This is a genomic window from Bartonella tamiae Th239 (assembly GCF_000278275.1).
Lineage (GTDB): Bacteria > Pseudomonadota > Alphaproteobacteria > Rhizobiales > Rhizobiaceae > Bartonella > Bartonella tamiae.
Window position 1 is genome coordinate 429,654 of sequence record NZ_JH725147.1, and the last position, 17,276, is coordinate 446,929.

Sequence of the window (17,276 nt, forward strand, 5' to 3'; positions counted from 1 at the left end):
AAAGCGCGCTATGAAAGCTGTAGGATATTATAAAAATTTAGCCATATCGGATGCCAAGTCCTTGGAGGATTTGGAGGTCGAAGTGCCTGAAATTAGTGCGTATGATCTGCTTGTAGAAGTCAAGGCTATAGGGGTCAATCCAGTTGACTACAAAGTGCGCGAACATAGTGCGCCTTTACATAATGGACCCAAAATACTCGGTTTTGATGCTTCTGGAGTTGTGGTTCAAGTAGGCGATAAAGTTAAAAATTTTAAAGAAGGTGATGAAGTTTATTATGCTGGTGAAATTCATCGTCAAGGATCAAATAGTCAATTTCATTCAGTTGATTCACGCATTGTAGCTCACAAACCGCAAACTTTAGATTTTAAAGCCGCAGCAGCTTTGCCATTAACGACATTAACTGCTTATGAGGTTTTATTTGATCGTTTAGATATTACTAAGCCACTTCATGAAGGTAAGAATGCGCTTTTCATCACTGGTGGTGCGGGTGGTGTCGGTTCTATTGCTATTCAATTGGCACGACAATTGACTGACTTAGAAGTGATTGCAACAGCTTCACGTCCGCAATCGCGTGAATGGGCATTGAAAATGGGTGCGCATCATGTGATAGATCATAGCAAAGAGTTTGCGCCACAGCTGGAATCAATTGGTTACGCACATCCAGGCTTTATTTTTTCGACGGCAAATTCAGATGGATATATTCCGCAATTTGTTGATGTGATTTATCCACAAGGGCGATTAGCATTTATTGATGATCCTAAAATATTTGATGTTAATCCTTTTAAATTGAAAAGTATTTCCATTCATATGGAATCAATGTTTACACGTTCTATGTATCAAACGATTGATATTGGTCGACAAGGTGATATTTTGAAACATGTTGCAGAATTGATAGACGATAAGAAAGTTACGCCTACGCTTAATCATGTTCTTTCACCAATTAATGCACAAAATTTGCGTGAAGCCCATCGTCTGCTTGAAACGGGCCGGGCTATAGGTAAAATTGTTGTTGAAGGCTTTCATGAATAGCGCATTATAAGTCTATGGACTTTCTTGAAATGTTTGGATATTGAAATATGCGCCATTAATGGAAAAACGTTTGCGGAATTTCAGAAAGCCCCATTGCGGTTCGGTTCGTATTGATGAGACCTATATCAAGGTTAAAGGGCAATGGAAATATCTCTATCGTGCAATTGATAAACACGGCGTTTCCATTGATTTTTTACTTACCTCATCAAGGGATAAAGGTGCTGCCATACGCTTTTTTCGTAAGGCATTCAAAGATGATAGGCTCTTTGCACCTTCAAAGATTGGAACAGATAAAGCAAGGGCTTTTCCTGGTGCGTTGCAGTCATTAACTGAAGATAATTTGCTTTCTAAAAAGCACGCCCATTATGCTACCAAAATACTACAACAAGGCATTGAAAGCGATCATTCTCGGCTTAAAAGGCCAATGTCGCGCAGTGGTGGCTTTCAATCATTCAGGACAGCTAAGCGAACGATAAGTGGCTACGAAGCGATGCTTTGGCTTAAAAAAGGATTTGGATCAAAAGGGGCATGGACAATCAAAGAGCAAAACCAATTGCTACGTGATATAATTGGAATTAAGATGGTTAACAATACCTAAAAACTAGGTGTTCAGGGACTAAATACGTCTAATTTAAAATTTGCGACAAGGCCATAATTTCAGTTATCTAGGACAGCCGCAAAATTAATCTTACAATGCCGTCTAAAATGTTATATTTCACGTTGTAACTCTTCGTCACTAGGTTATACATGGCTCTAAATTAATTATTTTCAACCCATGATCTGGTCACATTACTTAATTTATGCGTTGCTTGTAAATCATAATTAAGATTATAATGCTTAATAATATTTTCAATTAAATTAATTGAAATATCAAGTAAATTATCATTGATAACTTTTAATGACAATACGGTCATTTTTTGATCTATTAAAATTTTTTTTATTTTATTTATAATTGGGTCTTCATGTAGTCCATCCCTATATATACGCTTATAACATGTTGCAGTATCATATTCTTTTTTTATTTCATATATGCGTAATGCAAGACATATGGCTATAAAACTTGTTATAACATATACTGCAGCAAATAATTCACCACGTGATAAATGTCTATTTATAGACATATAAGTATAATTAACATCAAAATTAGCTTTTTGTATTATATTTATTTCTGATAAATTATCTTTAACATATTCTTTTACTTCAGACAAATAACTTTCACCAAATACTGCTGTCCATCTAATAACTCTATTTGTTATAGGTAAAGTGGAAAATGTATTTACAAAAAATTCAATTTTAAATCCGTCACTATAAATATAAGTAGTACGACATCCAAAGCCCTCTTTCCAAACTGAACTCCTTGCGATTATGCTATTTTTACTTAAAAATTGATCTAATATTTTGGTAATTTCATTACTTATTTTTATTAAATCTCCATCATTAGCCAGAAAAACAAGATCTAAATCAGATTGGGTGTCTTGATTATCTCCTGCGACAGAGCCTCCTATGGCCATAGCTTTAATTGTTGGCATTTCATGCTGAATTATTTTTGAGGTATATTTAATTATCTCTTTAATATTTCTCATGTTTTTTTCTCTTTTTATTAAATATTAATTGCCATAACAAGACCATAGTTGCGCCAATAAGAGTCATAGTCAATGATATAAAATAAACATGACTCCCTATAGAAGGTAATAACATGCTACTTAAAAAAGCAGCACTTGCCATACCCACGCCATGTGCTACAGCTATATATAAAGATTGCCCCGTAGCAGCGTACCTATCTGACCAAAGATTGCGAATCCAATTTACAAGAAAAACATGGACCCACGAAAATGAAGCCACATGCAATGCAAAAGCTAATATAATTAGATAGTAATTATTTTCATTTGTTAATATCCACCATCTAAAAAGAGTAATGATAATTATGCAATAGAAAAAAATACTATCTGATATTTTCAGTCTTATATAATCAAATATTATAAAGCCAATTGCCTCAATAAAAAAGGTAAAAATCCACAATAGAGATATTTCATAACTTATAAAGTTTTCTTTTTCTAATATTAATGTAGCTGTACTGTAAAATACACCATTGGAACCTATTAAAAAGCAGGATGCCATATATAGAATAATTTTATTGATTAAATCATCATTTAAGTTTTTATCAAATTCAAATATTTTTTTTTTACTTATATTATTATTTTTTTTTGCAACTGCATAAGTTAATATAATTCCAGAAATTAAAACTAGTGTAGGAAGATAATATAATTGGTACATTTGTCCTGATGACCATAAGCCTCCGAACATAATAACTCCAATACAAATAGCTATAGAACCTATACCACGCATAAGGCCATATCTATTATCTTTATTAGAAAAATTAGTAGCGCTAGCAAATGCTTCTAATAAAGATTGATAGTAGTTTCTACAAATTGACATCATTATAATACCAATCCACAGCAACCAAAATTGCGAACTAACTCCTAATATTACAGAGGATATTATAGTTAATACACCTAAAAAAGTGAGAGTAATTTGTTGTTTTTCTTGAAAATCTGTCCAATAAGATAATAATGGCCCAGTAAATAGTTTTATTGCAAATACAGAACTAAATGCTATTGCAATTTCAGATGGAGAAAGACCTTTTTGGTTTAAAAAAGAAGGAAGATAACTTAATAATATTCCAGCAGGTAAATAAAAACCAAAAAAACCAACTGGTAGATGCCAATCTGCTTGTAATAAATTTAATAATGATTTTTTTTTTAATTTATCCATAATTTTATCTCATAATAACACCAATGAATAATTTTATTTTTCTTATCATTATTTACATGATTAGACCAAATATGCCGACTAGGCCCTTTTAATCTATATAAAGTTTGGAAAGCGAGATGAAGACGAAATGCAGCATATTGATTTGTCAAATCACTAGATTTTCTAGCATCACAATATAAATACCAATTTTTTTTAATCATTGTTTCAATATCTGAATTCAATCTAATTCCTTGAATTACATATTCACTTATAATGTATGATATATCATATATTCCCTCTCCTAATTGGCCTTGTTCAAAATCAATGATAGATATTTCATTTTTTTCAATTAGGATATTTCTTGAATTTATATCTCCGTGTATTAGATCGCAGTTTGTATTTATATAATTTAATATAAATTTTTCTAACTTAGAAATAAATTCGATAGGTATATAATTAAACATATCATTATATTGTAATTTTATTTTAAATTTTTTAAATTCATTACTTGATGAATATAACATATTTTTATTATTGATGGTCATGTTATGTAATTTAGCTAGAAAAAAGATAATTTTTTCTAAAATTTCATTATCAATACAATGATCATTTAATAAATATTCATAAAGCGGTTTACCTTTAACCTCATCCATAACTATGATAAATAAATCATCATAGAGAGATATTATTTTAGGAACATTAACACCATTACACATTTTACTAGCTTCAATAGACATATTATGCCATTTACAGGCAACTGTAAAACGTTGGGCAGCTGAAGTTGGTAAAGGTGGATAACAACCTGCTTCAGCCTTATTCGTAAATTTTTTAATAAAAACATTGCTATTACTTAAATGAGCTTTAACAATTTTATTAAACAACCCCCCTTCAATTTTATGAAGAGTAAAAGGTTTTACAAATATTTTATTAGCAAGATTTTCTATCTCTGTATCTACTTTTTCAATCATTAATTTTTCTATTTTCTTTATAAACGCCTCTAACAAATAATGCTTGATCTACGGGAAATATGGTTAAATCCTGTATATTAACATGTTGGGGCTGATTGTGTATCCAAAATATTGTCTTTGCAAGATCTATTGCCTCTAATGGACTAAATCCATTAAATCTCTCATTGTCAGAAAGTCCAGCTTGCTTATTAAGTAAAGGTGTTTTAGTCGTTCCAGGATTTATACAACAAAATCTTACCTTGCTACCATGTAAGTCAGCCCGGACAGATTGTATAAGCTGTGATATATATGATTTACTTGCTGAATAAACGGCCATAAATGGGGCGCAATCAATAGATGCTACAGATCCTAAAACTATAAATGTACCATAACCACGATTTTTAAATAATTCTGAAAACTCTTTAATAATAAAAGTTGTAGCTATTATATTAACATTTATAACATCTAGTATATCAACATCAGGCATATCAATTATAGAAACACCTTGTCGTGCTATACCAGCACTATGAACAACAAGGTCTATATTTTTAATTTCAATATTATAATCTATTAACTTTTTTACTATTGAACCAGATGTTATATCATGATTTATGCCAATAAATTTATCATCCCATACTAAAGAAAGATTTTCTAATATCTCAATATTTCTTCCAATTCCGATTACCTTTTTCCCCAAATTTAAATACTCTGTAGCAATAGCATAACCTATACCGGATGTAGCACCAGTAACAACTATTACACTTTCTTTTTTGTTTATCTTCTTCAAATACAACCTATTTAATATTAATTATATCACTGATAAATAAACGAAATTTAGGTTTAAAAGTAGATGGGTTTGCATCTATAATATAAATCTTAACTTTATTTATTTTTATAAAATCTATTAATTTATCTATATCATAATTTGAATTTTTTAATATTTGTTCATGCCAACAAGGTATGTCTTCATCAATATCATTAAATATAACTTTTTTTAGGTTGTTTTTTAATTCAAAACTGTCATTATTAATTAATTTAAAAGAAAAACTAAATTCGTATTCTAAATTAAAATTTGAAAAGATAATTGCTTTTAATTTTGATGATATAGAATATTTAAAATTATAAATATTAGTTAAATAATCTTGTGGTATTATTCTTTTTTTATTTTGCACATAACTATGATCATAGTCAACTCCCCATTTTTTTAATCCATTTTCATTATTACAATTCTCGTAGGTATTAAAAGCCATTTTAACTTTAGGATAATCAGTAATAGTACCCTCACAATAAGAAAGATAACTAGGCCATGAATAAATATGATTTTTACTTGAAAAGAATACACGATCGTTTGCGAAAGGTAGAACTCCTGCAACATCTAATGCCTCAAGAAATTGGGTTGATTTTCCAGAACCCTTATTTCCAGCAAATAAAATAGCACCGTTTGGAGAATTCACGGCACTTGCATGAACAGCAATTCCGAATGGTTCACTTCTTAAATACAATGCAATATTTCGCGCTGCATGAAATAACAACTCAGCCCCTCTTATTGTAGATTTTTCATTTGCATAAAGAGTTAAAGTTTCATTTTTAAAATGAAACTTTAACCCATATTTTGGAATTATAAAAAAAGAATTATACCTATAACCTTTTATATTCCAGTGATCATAGTTACTTGATTTATGAAAATATGACCAATCTAGATCTAGATCTAGATCTAGATTTAGATTGGTCATTTCATTTATTATAATTTTAATTATTCTATTGTGTCTAATACATACTTTACTTTCATAACTATCTGAAAAACGAGAAAAATATGATAACCATCTTTCTGATCCAGATATATGAAACCTTGTATCTAATATCTGAAATACATTTTCTTTCATTTTTATAACAGACATATAATTTCCAGTTTATAAATGATATGTATATTAAACACAGGTTACGCTCTAACCATTTACTAAATTTTTACTATTTTTCTGGAAGAATTTTGCATGTTGTCTCAAATCAGCAACATTAACTGTTTTTTGTAACCATCTATTACGAAGATCATCTTTATCTTCAAAATGAATAACCTCTTTAGCATGAACACTTTCATTGTTAGCCTCACCTAAGAAAAAACCCGATTTAATTCTAAAACGTTTTTTATGCTTATGTAATAATTTAATTATAGCATAAACTGCTTGTTGAGCTTCTGGCGTCAACCCAATTGTTCTATTTTCAAATATTCTAATATCATATTCAGAAGCCCCTCCAATAATAGGATGTAAATCTGCATCTCCTAATTCTACATTTCCACCAGCTATACTCAAATCATCAAATGGCGTATAAAACAAATTTTTTGCAAGTATTTTACGTTGAGATGACGATAATTCCTCTAAGACATCAATATTACGTGTAAACGAAGTAAACACATAATTAGTTTCAGCTTGACGCAAGCCTAAAATATTAACCCAATCAGGACGAACAAAGTGATTGGCTAAATCCTTGTGAAAACCAATATCCTCAAGAGCTTTTTGCGATTGAGTATTTGCTAACTTTTCCCACGGGTGAATATCTTGAAAAATATCCCCATCATTTACATTAAGATAGCCAATAGGCTCTTGTTCCATGAGCTTTGCATAAATTAACAAAAAAGATTCAGAAACATAAGTTTTTTTCTTATACCTTTTATCAACTACTGGATTAGTATAATCAAGCAGTGGTAAGTCTTTATCGATTGGGCACCCTTTGAGAGTAATACAAGGTTTTTCGTGTTTTTTTAATAATTTTGCCTCACCACAAAAATCAATAAATCTTTTTGGTATAATATCTGCATTCAATATTTCATTTATATTATTTTCAAAACTTTGATAATTATCATAAGGGCTAATTTTTATATCACTGAATATATCAATTAGTGTATCTGCTTCAGATACAGAAAATATATAATCTATATTAGTATATTCTTTAATATTAATCATATCTCCTCCATTAAAATTCTATTAATATATACACAATACACAATAAACTATAAAATTACAATAAGAGCCTGACCGAAAATTAAGTTTTGTATTATCATTTACTTATGATTCTCTATTTTTACAAAAACGAGGTGAGGATCAAGATGGTTTGGACTGATAATACCCGTTTGCACTATAACTGGGTTATTCAAGCGATTGTATCGATGCCGAATGGCAGATTGTTTTGCCATTTTTAGAGCGCCAGCATAAGGTTGGTCGCCCACGCAAGCACAGCTATCGCGCTATCTGGAACGCGATTTTGTATCTTACCTCTACTGGTTGTCAGTGGGATCAGCTCCCCAAGGACTTTCCACCCTTTAGAACCGTCCAGTATTACTTTTACCGTTTGCGTGACAGCGGATTGCTTGATGTCATTCATGAATCGTTGATTGCGTTTATACGCCAAATTGAAGGACGTGCGGCGCAACCGACAGCAAGATTACCACAACTGGATGTACTCTTCACTTCATTGCCTACCGGTTCATCGGCAGAAACGCTGGCGCGTGTTCCCAAAAATGTGAACCTTTTTGATAAGGGTTAATTTATAAGGTCTTTTATCGGATGGTATGATGGTTTATGTTCTTGAAAACCATTCTTGAAATAGTATTATTCTTTCCTTAAGTCAAAATTGAGTTTTAATAACTGTAATCTGACTTTGAAGGGTTAAAGAGAGCATGCTAATTGGTTATGCACGGGTATCAACATAAGATCAAAATTTGCAATTACAACTGGAAGCTTTATTAAAGGCTGGTTGTGAGCGTATTTATGAAGATACGATGAGTGGTAGCAAAGCGGATCGATCTGGTTTAGCAAAGGCTATGGAGATGCTGCGTGAAGGTGATACGCTTGTTGTATGGAAGCTTGATCGTTTAGGCCGCTCCGTTAAGCAGTTAGTTGATCTTGTTGGCGCGTTGCAAAAGCAAGGTATCAATTTTAAAAGTTTAACGGATTCCATAGATACCGGTAATCCTTCGGGTCGCTTTTTCTTTCATGTGATGGCAAGTTTAGCCCAAATGGAACGTGAATTAATTATTGCTTTATAGGAGTTTTTGATTGGCCGCTTGAGCGGCCTTTCTTGTATAAGATTTTAAGGCACGTTTTATGATGGTATAATTGATTCATATTTCTTATTTGAAGATTGAAGCGATGCTTTAATGTTCTGGCATCTGATATATAGTAACTGTATAAATCAACGATCATGATTACCAATTGTTACATGAATACCATCATTGAGATCAGTTACAAATAATGTTTTGGTTAAATTTGGCATGAAGCATGATGGAGGATAAGTTTATGCAGTAATATCATTTTAAAAATACAATATTAAATCGAATAAATATTCTTATTTCTATAGAAAATAAATAGGTCTGAGCCTAAAATACTATAAGTAAGGTTTAGACTTAATCCAGTTGCTGAAGTCATACGCGTTTATATGCTATTGGGAGGCCATAAAGACCAGCGATCCTATTTTTTGCGGCTTCTAATGTTTCAATAGAAACATCCATTGAGGCGCCATTGGCATGGATAATTTTTTTGTCATCGAGCATAATGGCGACATGGCCTTGCCAAAATACAAGATCACCACGTTGCAAATCTTGTTCCTTATCAAGATAATGTCCTATCGTTTCTTTTTGCATATCTGTATCGCGTAATACGGATTTTCCAGCCATCATCATGGATAATTGAAGAAGACCAGAACAATCAATTCCAAAGCCACTCACACCTCCCCATAAATAAGGTGTATGTAAGAGTTTTAAAGCGACATCGACATAGTCACTCGTTTTTTCGTTTATAGATTTGCAATGATGGGCGATAATATAATGTCCATTTTCTAACTTGTAATAGTGCGTTCCACGTGTTTCTATTTTTTCCATAACGCAAAATTTTGCCCCTAAAGAAAGAGGTGCCACCATTTGGCTACGCAAATCGGGTTCTTGATATTGAAAACTGCGTGATACAGTCAACCAATGAGTGGGTTTTTCAATATGATAAACAAAAGCATGTCGCTTGATATAACCTACATAATGATCTTTATGTGATTGAACCCAGCAATAATCGCCGGTATCATCAAAAACACAGAGTTCTTCACCCAAAAGACATTCACTGGCGCGTTCGCCCGTTTCATCGGCTTTTTGATAAAGCGCGGTGACAGGCACAATCACTTGGGCGCGTCGTCCCTGTACAAATATTTTTGTTTCAACTTTGCCTTTTAAAGCAAGATCGGCAAGATCAGAACGATAAGCATGAAGTCGAGGATCTAGAGCGGGCATTTTAAATCTTTCAAAACGTGGTAAAGTGTCCGTATAGCCTGTGCTTCTCCACCAATAGGAAAACCGGGTTTTGCTTTTGGTGTCCAGCCATAAATATCAAAATGCGCCCAATGGTCAGATTTTTCAACAAAGCGACTTAAAAATAATGCAGCCGTAATAGATCCAGCAAAGCCATCTTTTGTCATATTGTTCATATCGGCAACAGAAGAAGAAAGATTGTCATGATAGGGTTGCCATAATGGCATTTGCCATAATGGATCATATTGGCTGATAGATGCTTGATAAATTTTATCGGCAAGTTTTTGATCACTGCAATAAAAGGGCGGTAAATCTGGTCCGAGAGCCACACGTGCTGCTCCTGTTAAGGTTGCCATATCCCACAAAATATGAGGACTTTCTTCATCACCATAGCTGAGCGCATCGGCAAGAATTAAGCGTCCCTCAGCATCTGTATTGCCTACTTCAATATTTAAACCCTTACGGCTTTTGATAATATCGCCAGGACGAAATGCATTGCCTGCAATAGCATTTTCAACAGCTGGAACGATCAGACGTAAGCGGAAAGGCAATTTTGCTGACATAATAAGTTTTGCAAGGCCGATGACATTTGCTGCACCACCCATATCTTTTTTCATTAAAAGCATGCTATTAGCTGGTTTAATATCAAGCCCACCTGTATCAAAAGCAACACCTTTTCCTACCAGTGTTACCAATGGATGATGGGTTTGTCCCCAAGTCAATTCAACCAGACGTGGCGCAATATGACTTGCCCGCCCCACGGTATGAATCATGGGAAAATTATGTGTCAGCAAATCTTCTCCGACAATGCTTGTGACTGTTGCTTGATAGGTCTGACCCAAATAACGTATAGCTTCTTCTATTTTATCTGGTCCCATGTCATTTGTTGGTGTATTAATCAGATTGCGAACCAAAAAAGTGCTGTGTGTTAAACGCTGCAATTCATCAATGTCATAAGCTTCTGGCACATAAAAGCGTAATTTTTTATGCGAAGTTTTCTTCTTATAGGCGTTAAAGTGATAGCTACCAAAGGCAAGTGCAAGAAAATGGAAAAAGGTTTTTGTTTCATTTTCATGGTCATCATTAAGCGTTTTAAAATGCCAATGTCCTTGTTCTAAAGCATTGTAAAGTGTGGCAGCGCCAAAAGGATCATGGCCATCGCCTAGGCCTAAGAGAACCGATTGCACATTCCCATCAGGTGTTGGAATTTTTAAAATCTCACCGTTTTTTGCCTGAAAGTGATTGTTATGTGCCCATACATTTAAAAAATGATCATCGAATGAAGGAGGGGTGCCTTTGTTTTTAACTAAAATAATGGCGCGGCTTTCTGGATGGCGTTTTTGTGTCCAGATTATAGGGCATTGCGTTTCAACGTCATTGTAAAATGAGATGTTTTTTAGCCTATTATTTTGCTGATCAAGATTTTCCTCTGTCATTTATTAGCCTTTATTTGCTCAATGATTTAGCTATTGTGTTAGCTGTTTATCTGCGCCGCAATGTTTAATCAATACTCACTTATTTTACATTTTTTTATGCTTTGTGTGCTTCACAGTTTTTTTCACATTTGAAGCAGAGTTTAAAAACTACCGTTAATTATTTATAATTTACGCAATGCCACACATTCAACCAAGTGGTTGCCACCTTTTCGTAAGATCAAATCCGCACGCGGACGAGTCGGTAAGATATTTTCTTGCAAATTTTTCAGATTAATTGTGTGCCATAAATGATTGGCAATGGCTAAGGCTTCTTTTTCTTCAAGTTCACTATAGCGATGGAAAAAGGATTGAGGATTTTGGAAGGCTGTTTCGCGTAAACGTTTAAAGCGTTGCATATACCAATGGTGAATATTATCAATTTCCGCATCAATATAAATAGAAAAATCGAAAAAATCGGACACAAAGGGCACGGCTTTTCCATCATCTGGCAAGTCACGGACTTGAAGGACGTTAATGCCTTCCACAATAAGAATATCAGGGGAATGAATAATAATTTCCTCATCCTGTAAAACATCATAAGTCAAATGAGAATAAAGAGGAGCAGGCACATTGCCAATACCTGCTTTAATGGCAGATAAAAAGCATAATAATTTACGTACATTATAAGAATCGGGAAAACCTTTCCGATCCATTCGGTTTTCACTACGTAAAACATCATTGGGATAAAGAAAACCATCTGTTGTCACAAGATCAACTTTAGGACTTGAAGGCCATCGTTTTAACAATTCTTGCAATATTCGCGCCGTTGTGGATTTTCCAACAGCAACAGGGCCTGCAATACCGATGATAAAAGGTGTTTTAAGCGTATTTTGATGATGCAAAAAGCGTTGCCGTTTTTGAAAAAGACCTTGTATTGCCTCGACATGGGTTGAAAGCAGGCGTGAAAGAGAAAGATAAATGCGTTCAACCTCGTTAAGATCAATTGGATCACCCATTGAACGTAAATGTTTCACTTCATCAAAACTAAGCGTTAAAGGCGTATCGGCGCGGAACTCTGCCCATTGCGCTGCGGTAAAAACACTGTAGGGTGAATATTTTCCTGAAGTAAAATCAACTAGATCCCTATTATGATCCAACGGCACTTGAATATTAATCATTTGTGCGTGAAGCCTTTTCTTGCAATCCAGATTGTTGGGTGCGTTTTTCCAATACATCCATGACCTCAGAATAGGTCACGCCAGCACTTTTCCACACCACCAATAAATGATAGATAAGATCAGCACTTTCAGAAATAAGATGGGCTTTATCTTCACTTAAAGCAGCAATAATTGTTTCGATAGCCTCTTCACCCAATTTTTGTGTCGCAACACCCATGCCTTTGTTTATAAGACTGGCTGTATAGGAGGTTCCATCTGTACTTAAAGCCCGCTTTGCAATGATTTTTTCAAGTGTTTGTAAGGTAAATTCAGTCATAAACTTTCTCCATAGCCATCAAGCCGCATTGCGATACCCTGTTGAGCCATATGGTGTTTTGCTTCTTTTATAGAATATGTTCCAAAATGAAAAATAGACGCAGCAAGCACAGCAGAGGCATGTCCATCGCGAATGCCCGCAACAAGATGATCAAGTGTCCCTACACCTCCAGAGGCGATCACTGGAATAGATACAGCATCCGCTATGGCACGTGTGAGCGCAAGATCATAGCCTTTTTTTGTGCCATCACGATCCATAGATGTAAGAAGAATTTCTCCAGCGCCTTTTTCAACCGCCAATTGCGCAAAAGCAACAGCATCAATACCCGTTTGTTCGCGTCCGCCATGGGTAAAAATCTCATAGCGAGGTGTTTCACCTTCTTTTGAGACTCGTTTTGCGTCAATGGCGACGACTATACATTGATTGCCAAATTTGTCAGCTGCTTGTGCGATAAAATCAGGATTTTTGACAGCACTTGTATTGATGCAAATCTTATCAGCACCTGCCAAAAGCAACTGCCTTATATCTTTTATTGTACGTATACCACCGCCAACGGTTACAGGCATAAAACACTGTTCAGTTGTCCGCGCCACTACATCTAAAAGTGTGCTGCGTTGGTCAATACTGGCAGTGATATCCAAAAAACATAATTCGTCAGCACCGGCACGGTCATAAGCTTTTGATGCTTCTACTGGATCACCAGCATCAATGAGATCTACAAAATTGACACCTTTGACCACGCGGCCATCTTTCACATCAAGACAGGGAATGATACGGGCTTTTAATGTCATTCATTTCTCACTTATTGGCTGATTGCGCATACGTTTTGTTTATTTTTTAATATATTGATAGTTTCATATTGTTTAATCACTGAAGAGCAGCTTGAATATTTATACGTCCATCATAAAGCGCTCTTCCAATAATGGCGCCATTTAAAATAGTAGCATCAGGCGCATTTAAGCGTGCAATATCGTCCATTGAAGAAAATCCACCAGAAGCAATTACTGGAATGGAAATGGCATGAGCAAGTGCGAGTGTTGACGTCCAATTGATGCCACTTAGTAGACCATCGCGGTCAATATCGGTATAAATGAGTGCAGCCACTCCGACACCTTCAAAATGGTGTGCAAGTTCCAATGCACTTAATTCTGAATGCTTCGCCCATCCCTCAATTGCCACTTTGCCATGACGCGCATCAATACCCACCGCTATTTTTCCAGGAAAAAATTTGCATGCCTCTTTGACAATTTCTGGTTCACGCACGGCAATAGTGCCTAATATAACGCGCGATAGACCCTTTTCCAGCCAATATTCTATATGGTCAAGAGTGCGAATGCCGCCACCCAATTGTACGGGATTTGTGGTTGTTTTTAAAATATTTTCAACAGCATCACCATTAACAGAGGATCCTTTAAATGCGCCGTCAAGATCAACCACATGAAGCCATTGAAAGCCTTGTTTTTCAAATGTTTTTGCTTGGGCTGCTGGATTTTCATTATAAAGCGTTGCTTGCGCCATATCGCCTTGTTTTAAGCGTACACAGTGGCCTTGTTTTAAGTCAATTGCGGGATAAAGTATCATGGTGTCCAGTCTAAAAAATTGGCGATAAGTGTGAGACCAAATTTTTGGCTTTTTTCAGGGTGAAATTGCGTTCCAAACATTGTGTCGTGTAAAATGGCGGCACAAAGCGTGCCACCATAATCGGTAGTTGCAAGAACATTATCAGGATTTTTGCATTCCATGTGATAGGAATGAACAAAATAAGCATGCGAACCACTTGGCCCTGTGTGAATATTTTGAAATAAGGGGTGTGGACGTGTCAGCGCAACCGTATTCCATCCCATATGTGGAATTTTCAAATTGGAATGTGTAGGATTTATCAAAGTAACATCACCGTCAATCCAGCCTAATCCTAACGTTTGTTTTTTTTCCATACCCCGATTGGCCATAAGCTGCATGCCGACACATATTCCCATAAAAGGTCGTGCTCTAACTTGAACGGCCTCATTTAAAGCTTCCACCATATTTTCAAGGGTTTTTAAACCCATCATACAATCACCATACGCTCCAACACCAGGCAAAACTATGCGATCAGCTTTCAAAACATCATCAGCTTTATTACTTAAAATAATATCATCCTGTCGATGGTGTTTCTGACTTGCGCGTTCAAAGGCTTTTTGTACCGAATTTAAATTACCTGAGCCATAATCAATAATCACCACACGCATGTGAGCTAGCCTTTCAATGACCCTTTGGTTGACGGGATAGTATCTTTCTGTCTTGGATCACGCGTTATTGCAGTGCGTAAAACACGTGCCGCTGCCTTAAAGCAAGTTTCAGCAATATGATGACTATTCACGCCATAATGATTGATGATATGCAAGGTGATACCAGCTTGATGGGACAAAGCTTGAAAAAATTCTCTGATCAGTTCGCTATCAAATGTACCAATTTTTTGTGATGGAAACGGGACTTGCCAAATTAAAAATGGTCGCCCTGAAACATCAATTGCCGCACGGGTGCATGCTTCATCCATTGCAAGATCAAGCGAAGCGTATCGTGTAATGCCTTTGCGGATATCTAGGGCTTTGGCGATTGCTTGACCCAAAGCTATGCCACAATCTTCTACTGTATGATGGTCATCAATAAAGATGTCGCCTTTGGCTTTGATTGTCATATCAATAAGGGAATGGCGCGAAAGCTGTTCTAACATATGATTAAAAAACCCAATGCCTGTATCAATATCAAAAACGCCATTGCCATCAAGATCGATCGAAACGGTTATTTGAGTTTCTTTTGTTTTGCGTTTTATGGTTGCTTTACGTGTCATTTCTTCCATCCCAAATTACTTATATAACCGTCATCATGTCATGAAAAAAGGCTTATCGATCCTATATAAAGACGATCCATTATTTATTATGGAATTTTAAAAAGCCCTTAGGATTTTTACTCATAATAAATTTTGCTTATCGTGTTTTATTGATAAGGTTTTAATGGAAAGTGTATGAATAGCCAAATCTTTTTCATAAAGGTTCATAATTCTTTTTAAAATGGGTTGTGATGTATTTTCAAATCTAACGTATTTTTTAAATTGCTGTAAAATTTCGCTTGTTTTTGACATTTTCAAACATCAGCGTGTTCAAAATGTTTCCAATATGGCCATTGTGATCGAATTTCATCTCTTTTCATCCCCGTCGCCAAAAAAGCCCAAAGCACTAATCGTGCCTTGCGTGGAGAAAGCCAGCCTGCCATTAAAATACCAGCCTTAATTAAATCAATTTCTCCGCCTTTATAGCCATAAGTATTCTCTGTTGTGGGGCCCGTTCCTGCACGACTTGCCATAACAATAGGTATAGTTTTGGCAAATTTGTGTAATATTTCAGCTTCTTCAAAACTAACATGGCCACTTCCAACGCCTGAAAGAACAATGCCTTGAAACACACCACTTTCTAAAATGACTTTAAGTTGATCACTTCCCGATGACAGACACGTTTCAATTATTGCTATTTTGGGCATATTATTTTGTAAAATTTGAGGACGTGGCATGACGGAATGACGTATGGTTTTTTTTAAAAAAAAGTTGGGTTGACCTTCAATAATCATACCAATTGGTCCGATATTGCTCGAATGGAAAGCATCGATATGCACACTATGGGTTTTTTGTAAAAAATAAGGTGCATGTATCGTTTCGTTTAAAACAGCTAAAACGCCACGGTTTTTACTGTTGTCATCAAGAATAAGTTGTACTGAGGCCAAAATATTAGCAGGACCATCCACTCCTGCAGCTTGTGCAGAACGCATGGCACCTGTCACAATAAGAGGCTCAGATCTTTGCCAATAAAGGCTCAAGAAAAAAGCACTTTCTTCAAGTGTATCAGTTCCTTGGGTTAAAATGACACCTTTTGCACCTTGATCAATTTTTTCATTTGCCCATGAAAGTGCATCAAAAAGAACAGAAAATGTGATGGATGCGCTAGGCAATTGTGCCAGTGTTTGCGCTTCAATGCTTGCAATATCACTTAAACCGAAAACACTTTTCACAAGATTTTCAGCTGTTAATTTTGGTGTGATACCATCACTGCTTTCACCCGACATAGCAATGGTCCCTCCCATGGCACCAATGGCAATTTTGGGTAGATGCGGCTTTTGACAATTTTGTTCAGTTTCAACGAACGTATTGCTTTTTATTGGGTGGGTCATAGTTTATCCTTTTAGATGTCGTTATCATATCAAGAGATAAACATCACGACAATGTATCAAAGTGATGCAATATTCACGATATTTCATCCATTAGTTTGTAAAATACAGACACTTATGAAAGGCATATAAAGTCATGAGCTAGAAAAGCTCTG

General features: G+C 35.1%; 18 protein-coding genes and 1 pseudogene. 4 read left to right on the top strand and 15 right to left on the bottom strand.

The genetic code is table 11. The annotated features are described in order from the left end of the window. The first annotated feature begins 10 nt into the window (after positions 1 to 10). A complete protein-coding gene (locus ME5_RS02045) occupies positions 11 to 1,030 on the top strand; it encodes a zinc-binding alcohol dehydrogenase family protein (protein ID WP_008037971.1) in 1,020 nt (339 codons plus the stop codon). Between the two features lie 28 nt (positions 1,031 to 1,058). Beyond that, positions 1,059 to 1,628, top strand: a pseudogene (locus ME5_RS02050) (IS6 family transposase); the annotation flags it as partial. A gap of 160 nt (positions 1,629 to 1,788) precedes the next feature. Here the strand turns inward: ME5_RS02050 and ME5_RS02055 are convergent. From ME5_RS02055 to ME5_RS02080, 6 genes are read right to left on the bottom strand one after another with little or no spacing between them, the layout of a single operon-like run. Next, positions 1,789 to 2,613, bottom strand: coding sequence for a hypothetical protein (locus ME5_RS02055; protein ID WP_008037973.1), 825 nt, complete (start codon positions 2,611 to 2,613; stop codon positions 1,789 to 1,791). After that, positions 2,600 to 3,802: an MFS transporter gene (locus tag ME5_RS02060; RefSeq protein ID WP_008037974.1), complete on the bottom strand. Its 1,203-nt coding sequence runs from the start codon at positions 3,800 to 3,802 to the stop codon at positions 2,600 to 2,602. Before ME5_RS02060 ends, ME5_RS02055 begins: the two co-directional genes overlap by 14 nt. Further along, positions 3,790 to 4,749, bottom strand: coding sequence for a phosphotransferase (locus ME5_RS02065; protein ID WP_008037975.1), 960 nt, complete (start codon positions 4,747 to 4,749; stop codon positions 3,790 to 3,792). Before ME5_RS02065 ends, ME5_RS02060 begins: the two co-directional genes overlap by 13 nt. Next, a complete protein-coding gene (locus ME5_RS02070) occupies positions 4,742 to 5,515 on the bottom strand; it encodes an SDR family oxidoreductase (RefSeq protein WP_008037976.1) in 774 nt (257 codons plus the stop codon). The genes ME5_RS02065 and ME5_RS02070 overlap by 8 nt, the downstream gene beginning before the upstream one ends. A 7-nt stretch (positions 5,516 to 5,522) precedes the next feature. Next, positions 5,523 to 6,626: a leucine-rich repeat domain-containing protein gene (locus ME5_RS02075; RefSeq protein ID WP_008037977.1), complete on the bottom strand. Its 1,104-nt coding sequence runs from the start codon at positions 6,624 to 6,626 to the stop codon at positions 5,523 to 5,525. Positions 6,627 to 6,674: 48 nt separating this feature from the next. Continuing rightward, positions 6,675 to 7,688, bottom strand: a complete 1,014-nt coding sequence (locus ME5_RS02080; protein ID WP_008037978.1) for a Fe(II)-2OG oxygenase family protein — start codon at positions 7,686 to 7,688, stop codon at positions 6,675 to 6,677. 199 nt (positions 7,689 to 7,887) lie between these two features. On the opposite strand from ME5_RS02080, the gene ME5_RS10285 reads away from it, so the two are divergent. Both ME5_RS10285 and ME5_RS02090 read left to right on the top strand, forming a co-directional pair. Beyond that, the gene (locus ME5_RS10285; RefSeq protein ID WP_280641518.1) at positions 7,888 to 8,268 is read left to right on the top strand and encodes a transposase; all 381 of its coding nucleotides are present in this window, start codon (positions 7,888 to 7,890) and stop codon (positions 8,266 to 8,268) included. Positions 8,269 to 8,443: 175 nt separating this feature from the next. Continuing rightward, positions 8,444 to 8,770, top strand: a complete 327-nt coding sequence (locus ME5_RS02090; protein WP_008037979.1) for a recombinase family protein — start codon at positions 8,444 to 8,446, stop codon at positions 8,768 to 8,770. A gap of 375 nt (positions 8,771 to 9,145) precedes the next feature. Here ME5_RS02090 and ME5_RS02095 read toward each other — a convergent pair whose 3' ends face one another. From ME5_RS02095 to ME5_RS02135, 9 genes are all read right to left on the bottom strand, one after another. Further along, positions 9,146 to 9,997 (bottom strand): C40 family peptidase, encoded by an 852-nt coding sequence (locus tag ME5_RS02095; protein ID WP_008037980.1) that lies wholly within the window; start codon positions 9,995 to 9,997, stop codon positions 9,146 to 9,148. Then, positions 9,985 to 11,451, bottom strand: coding sequence for a leucyl aminopeptidase family protein (locus ME5_RS02100; protein ID WP_008037981.1), 1,467 nt, complete (start codon positions 11,449 to 11,451; stop codon positions 9,985 to 9,987). Before ME5_RS02100 ends, ME5_RS02095 begins: the two co-directional genes overlap by 13 nt. Positions 11,452 to 11,612: 161 nt before the next feature. Next, a complete protein-coding gene (gene coaA / locus ME5_RS02105) occupies positions 11,613 to 12,608 on the bottom strand; it encodes a type I pantothenate kinase (protein WP_008037982.1) in 996 nt (331 codons plus the stop codon). Further along, the gene (locus ME5_RS02110; protein ID WP_008037983.1) at positions 12,601 to 12,924 is read right to left on the bottom strand and encodes a phosphoribosyl-ATP diphosphatase; all 324 of its coding nucleotides are present in this window, start codon (positions 12,922 to 12,924) and stop codon (positions 12,601 to 12,603) included. Before ME5_RS02110 ends, coaA begins: the two co-directional genes overlap by 8 nt. Further along, positions 12,921 to 13,715, bottom strand: a complete 795-nt coding sequence (hisF, locus tag ME5_RS02115; protein ID WP_008037984.1) for an imidazole glycerol phosphate synthase subunit HisF — start codon at positions 13,713 to 13,715, stop codon at positions 12,921 to 12,923. Before hisF ends, ME5_RS02110 begins: the two co-directional genes overlap by 4 nt. Before the next feature lie 76 nt (positions 13,716 to 13,791). After that, positions 13,792 to 14,505 (bottom strand): 1-(5-phosphoribosyl)-5-[(5-phosphoribosylamino)methylideneamino]imidazole-4-carboxamide isomerase, encoded by a 714-nt coding sequence (gene hisA, locus ME5_RS02120; protein ID WP_008037986.1) that lies wholly within the window; start codon positions 14,503 to 14,505, stop codon positions 13,792 to 13,794. Beyond that, positions 14,502 to 15,152: an imidazole glycerol phosphate synthase subunit HisH gene (gene hisH, locus ME5_RS02125; RefSeq protein ID WP_008037987.1), complete on the bottom strand. Its 651-nt coding sequence runs from the start codon at positions 15,150 to 15,152 to the stop codon at positions 14,502 to 14,504. The genes hisA and hisH overlap by 4 nt, the downstream gene beginning before the upstream one ends. A gap of 5 nt (positions 15,153 to 15,157) precedes the next feature. Beyond that, positions 15,158 to 15,763 carry an imidazoleglycerol-phosphate dehydratase HisB gene (hisB, locus tag ME5_RS02130; RefSeq protein ID WP_196793526.1) on the bottom strand — a complete coding sequence of 202 codons (606 nt, stop codon included), beginning with the start codon at positions 15,761 to 15,763 and terminating at the stop codon, positions 15,158 to 15,160. Positions 15,764 to 16,047: 284 nt separating this feature from the next. Then, complete coding sequence (locus ME5_RS02135; protein ID WP_008037991.1) at positions 16,048 to 17,124, bottom strand: asparaginase; 1,077 nt, start codon at positions 17,122 to 17,124, stop codon at positions 16,048 to 16,050. Positions 17,125 to 17,276 lie beyond the last annotated feature (152 nt).

Coding starts and splice junctions, on each gene's coding strand:
- hisH (WP_008037987.1), bottom strand. CDS start 15,152: ATGCGTGTGGTGATTATTGATTATGGCTCAGGTAATTTAAATTCGGTA.
- ME5_RS02095 (WP_008037980.1), bottom strand. CDS start 9,997: ATGCCCGCTCTAGATCCTCGACTTCATGCTTATCGTTCTGATCTTGCC.
- hisB (WP_196793526.1), bottom strand. CDS start 15,763: ATGGAAGAAATGACACGTAAAGCAACCATAAAACGCAAAACAAAAGAA.
- ME5_RS02135 (WP_008037991.1), bottom strand. CDS start 17,124: ATGACCCACCCAATAAAAAGCAATACGTTCGTTGAAACTGAACAAAAT.
- ME5_RS02080 (WP_008037978.1), bottom strand. CDS start 7,688: ATGATTAATATTAAAGAATATACTAATATAGATTATATATTTTCTGTA.
- ME5_RS02045 (WP_008037971.1), top strand. CDS start 11: ATGAAAGCTGTAGGATATTATAAAAATTTAGCCATATCGGATGCCAAG.
- ME5_RS02060 (WP_008037974.1), bottom strand. CDS start 3,802: ATGGATAAATTAAAAAAAAAATCATTATTAAATTTATTACAAGCAGAT.
- ME5_RS02110 (WP_008037983.1), bottom strand. CDS start 12,924: ATGACTGAATTTACCTTACAAACACTTGAAAAAATCATTGCAAAGCGG.
- hisA (WP_008037986.1), bottom strand. CDS start 14,505: ATGATACTTTATCCCGCAATTGACTTAAAACAAGGCCACTGTGTACGC.
- ME5_RS02075 (WP_008037977.1), bottom strand. CDS start 6,626: ATGTCTGTTATAAAAATGAAAGAAAATGTATTTCAGATATTAGATACA.
- hisF (WP_008037984.1), bottom strand. CDS start 13,715: ATGACATTAAAAGCCCGTATCATTCCCTGTCTTGATGTGAAAGATGGC.
- ME5_RS02065 (WP_008037975.1), bottom strand. CDS start 4,749: ATGATTGAAAAAGTAGATACAGAGATAGAAAATCTTGCTAATAAAATA.
- ME5_RS02100 (WP_008037981.1), bottom strand. CDS start 11,451: ATGACAGAGGAAAATCTTGATCAGCAAAATAATAGGCTAAAAAACATC.
- ME5_RS02055 (WP_008037973.1), bottom strand. CDS start 2,613: ATGAGAAATATTAAAGAGATAATTAAATATACCTCAAAAATAATTCAG.
- coaA (WP_008037982.1), bottom strand. CDS start 12,608: ATGATTAATATTCAAGTGCCGTTGGATCATAATAGGGATCTAGTTGAT.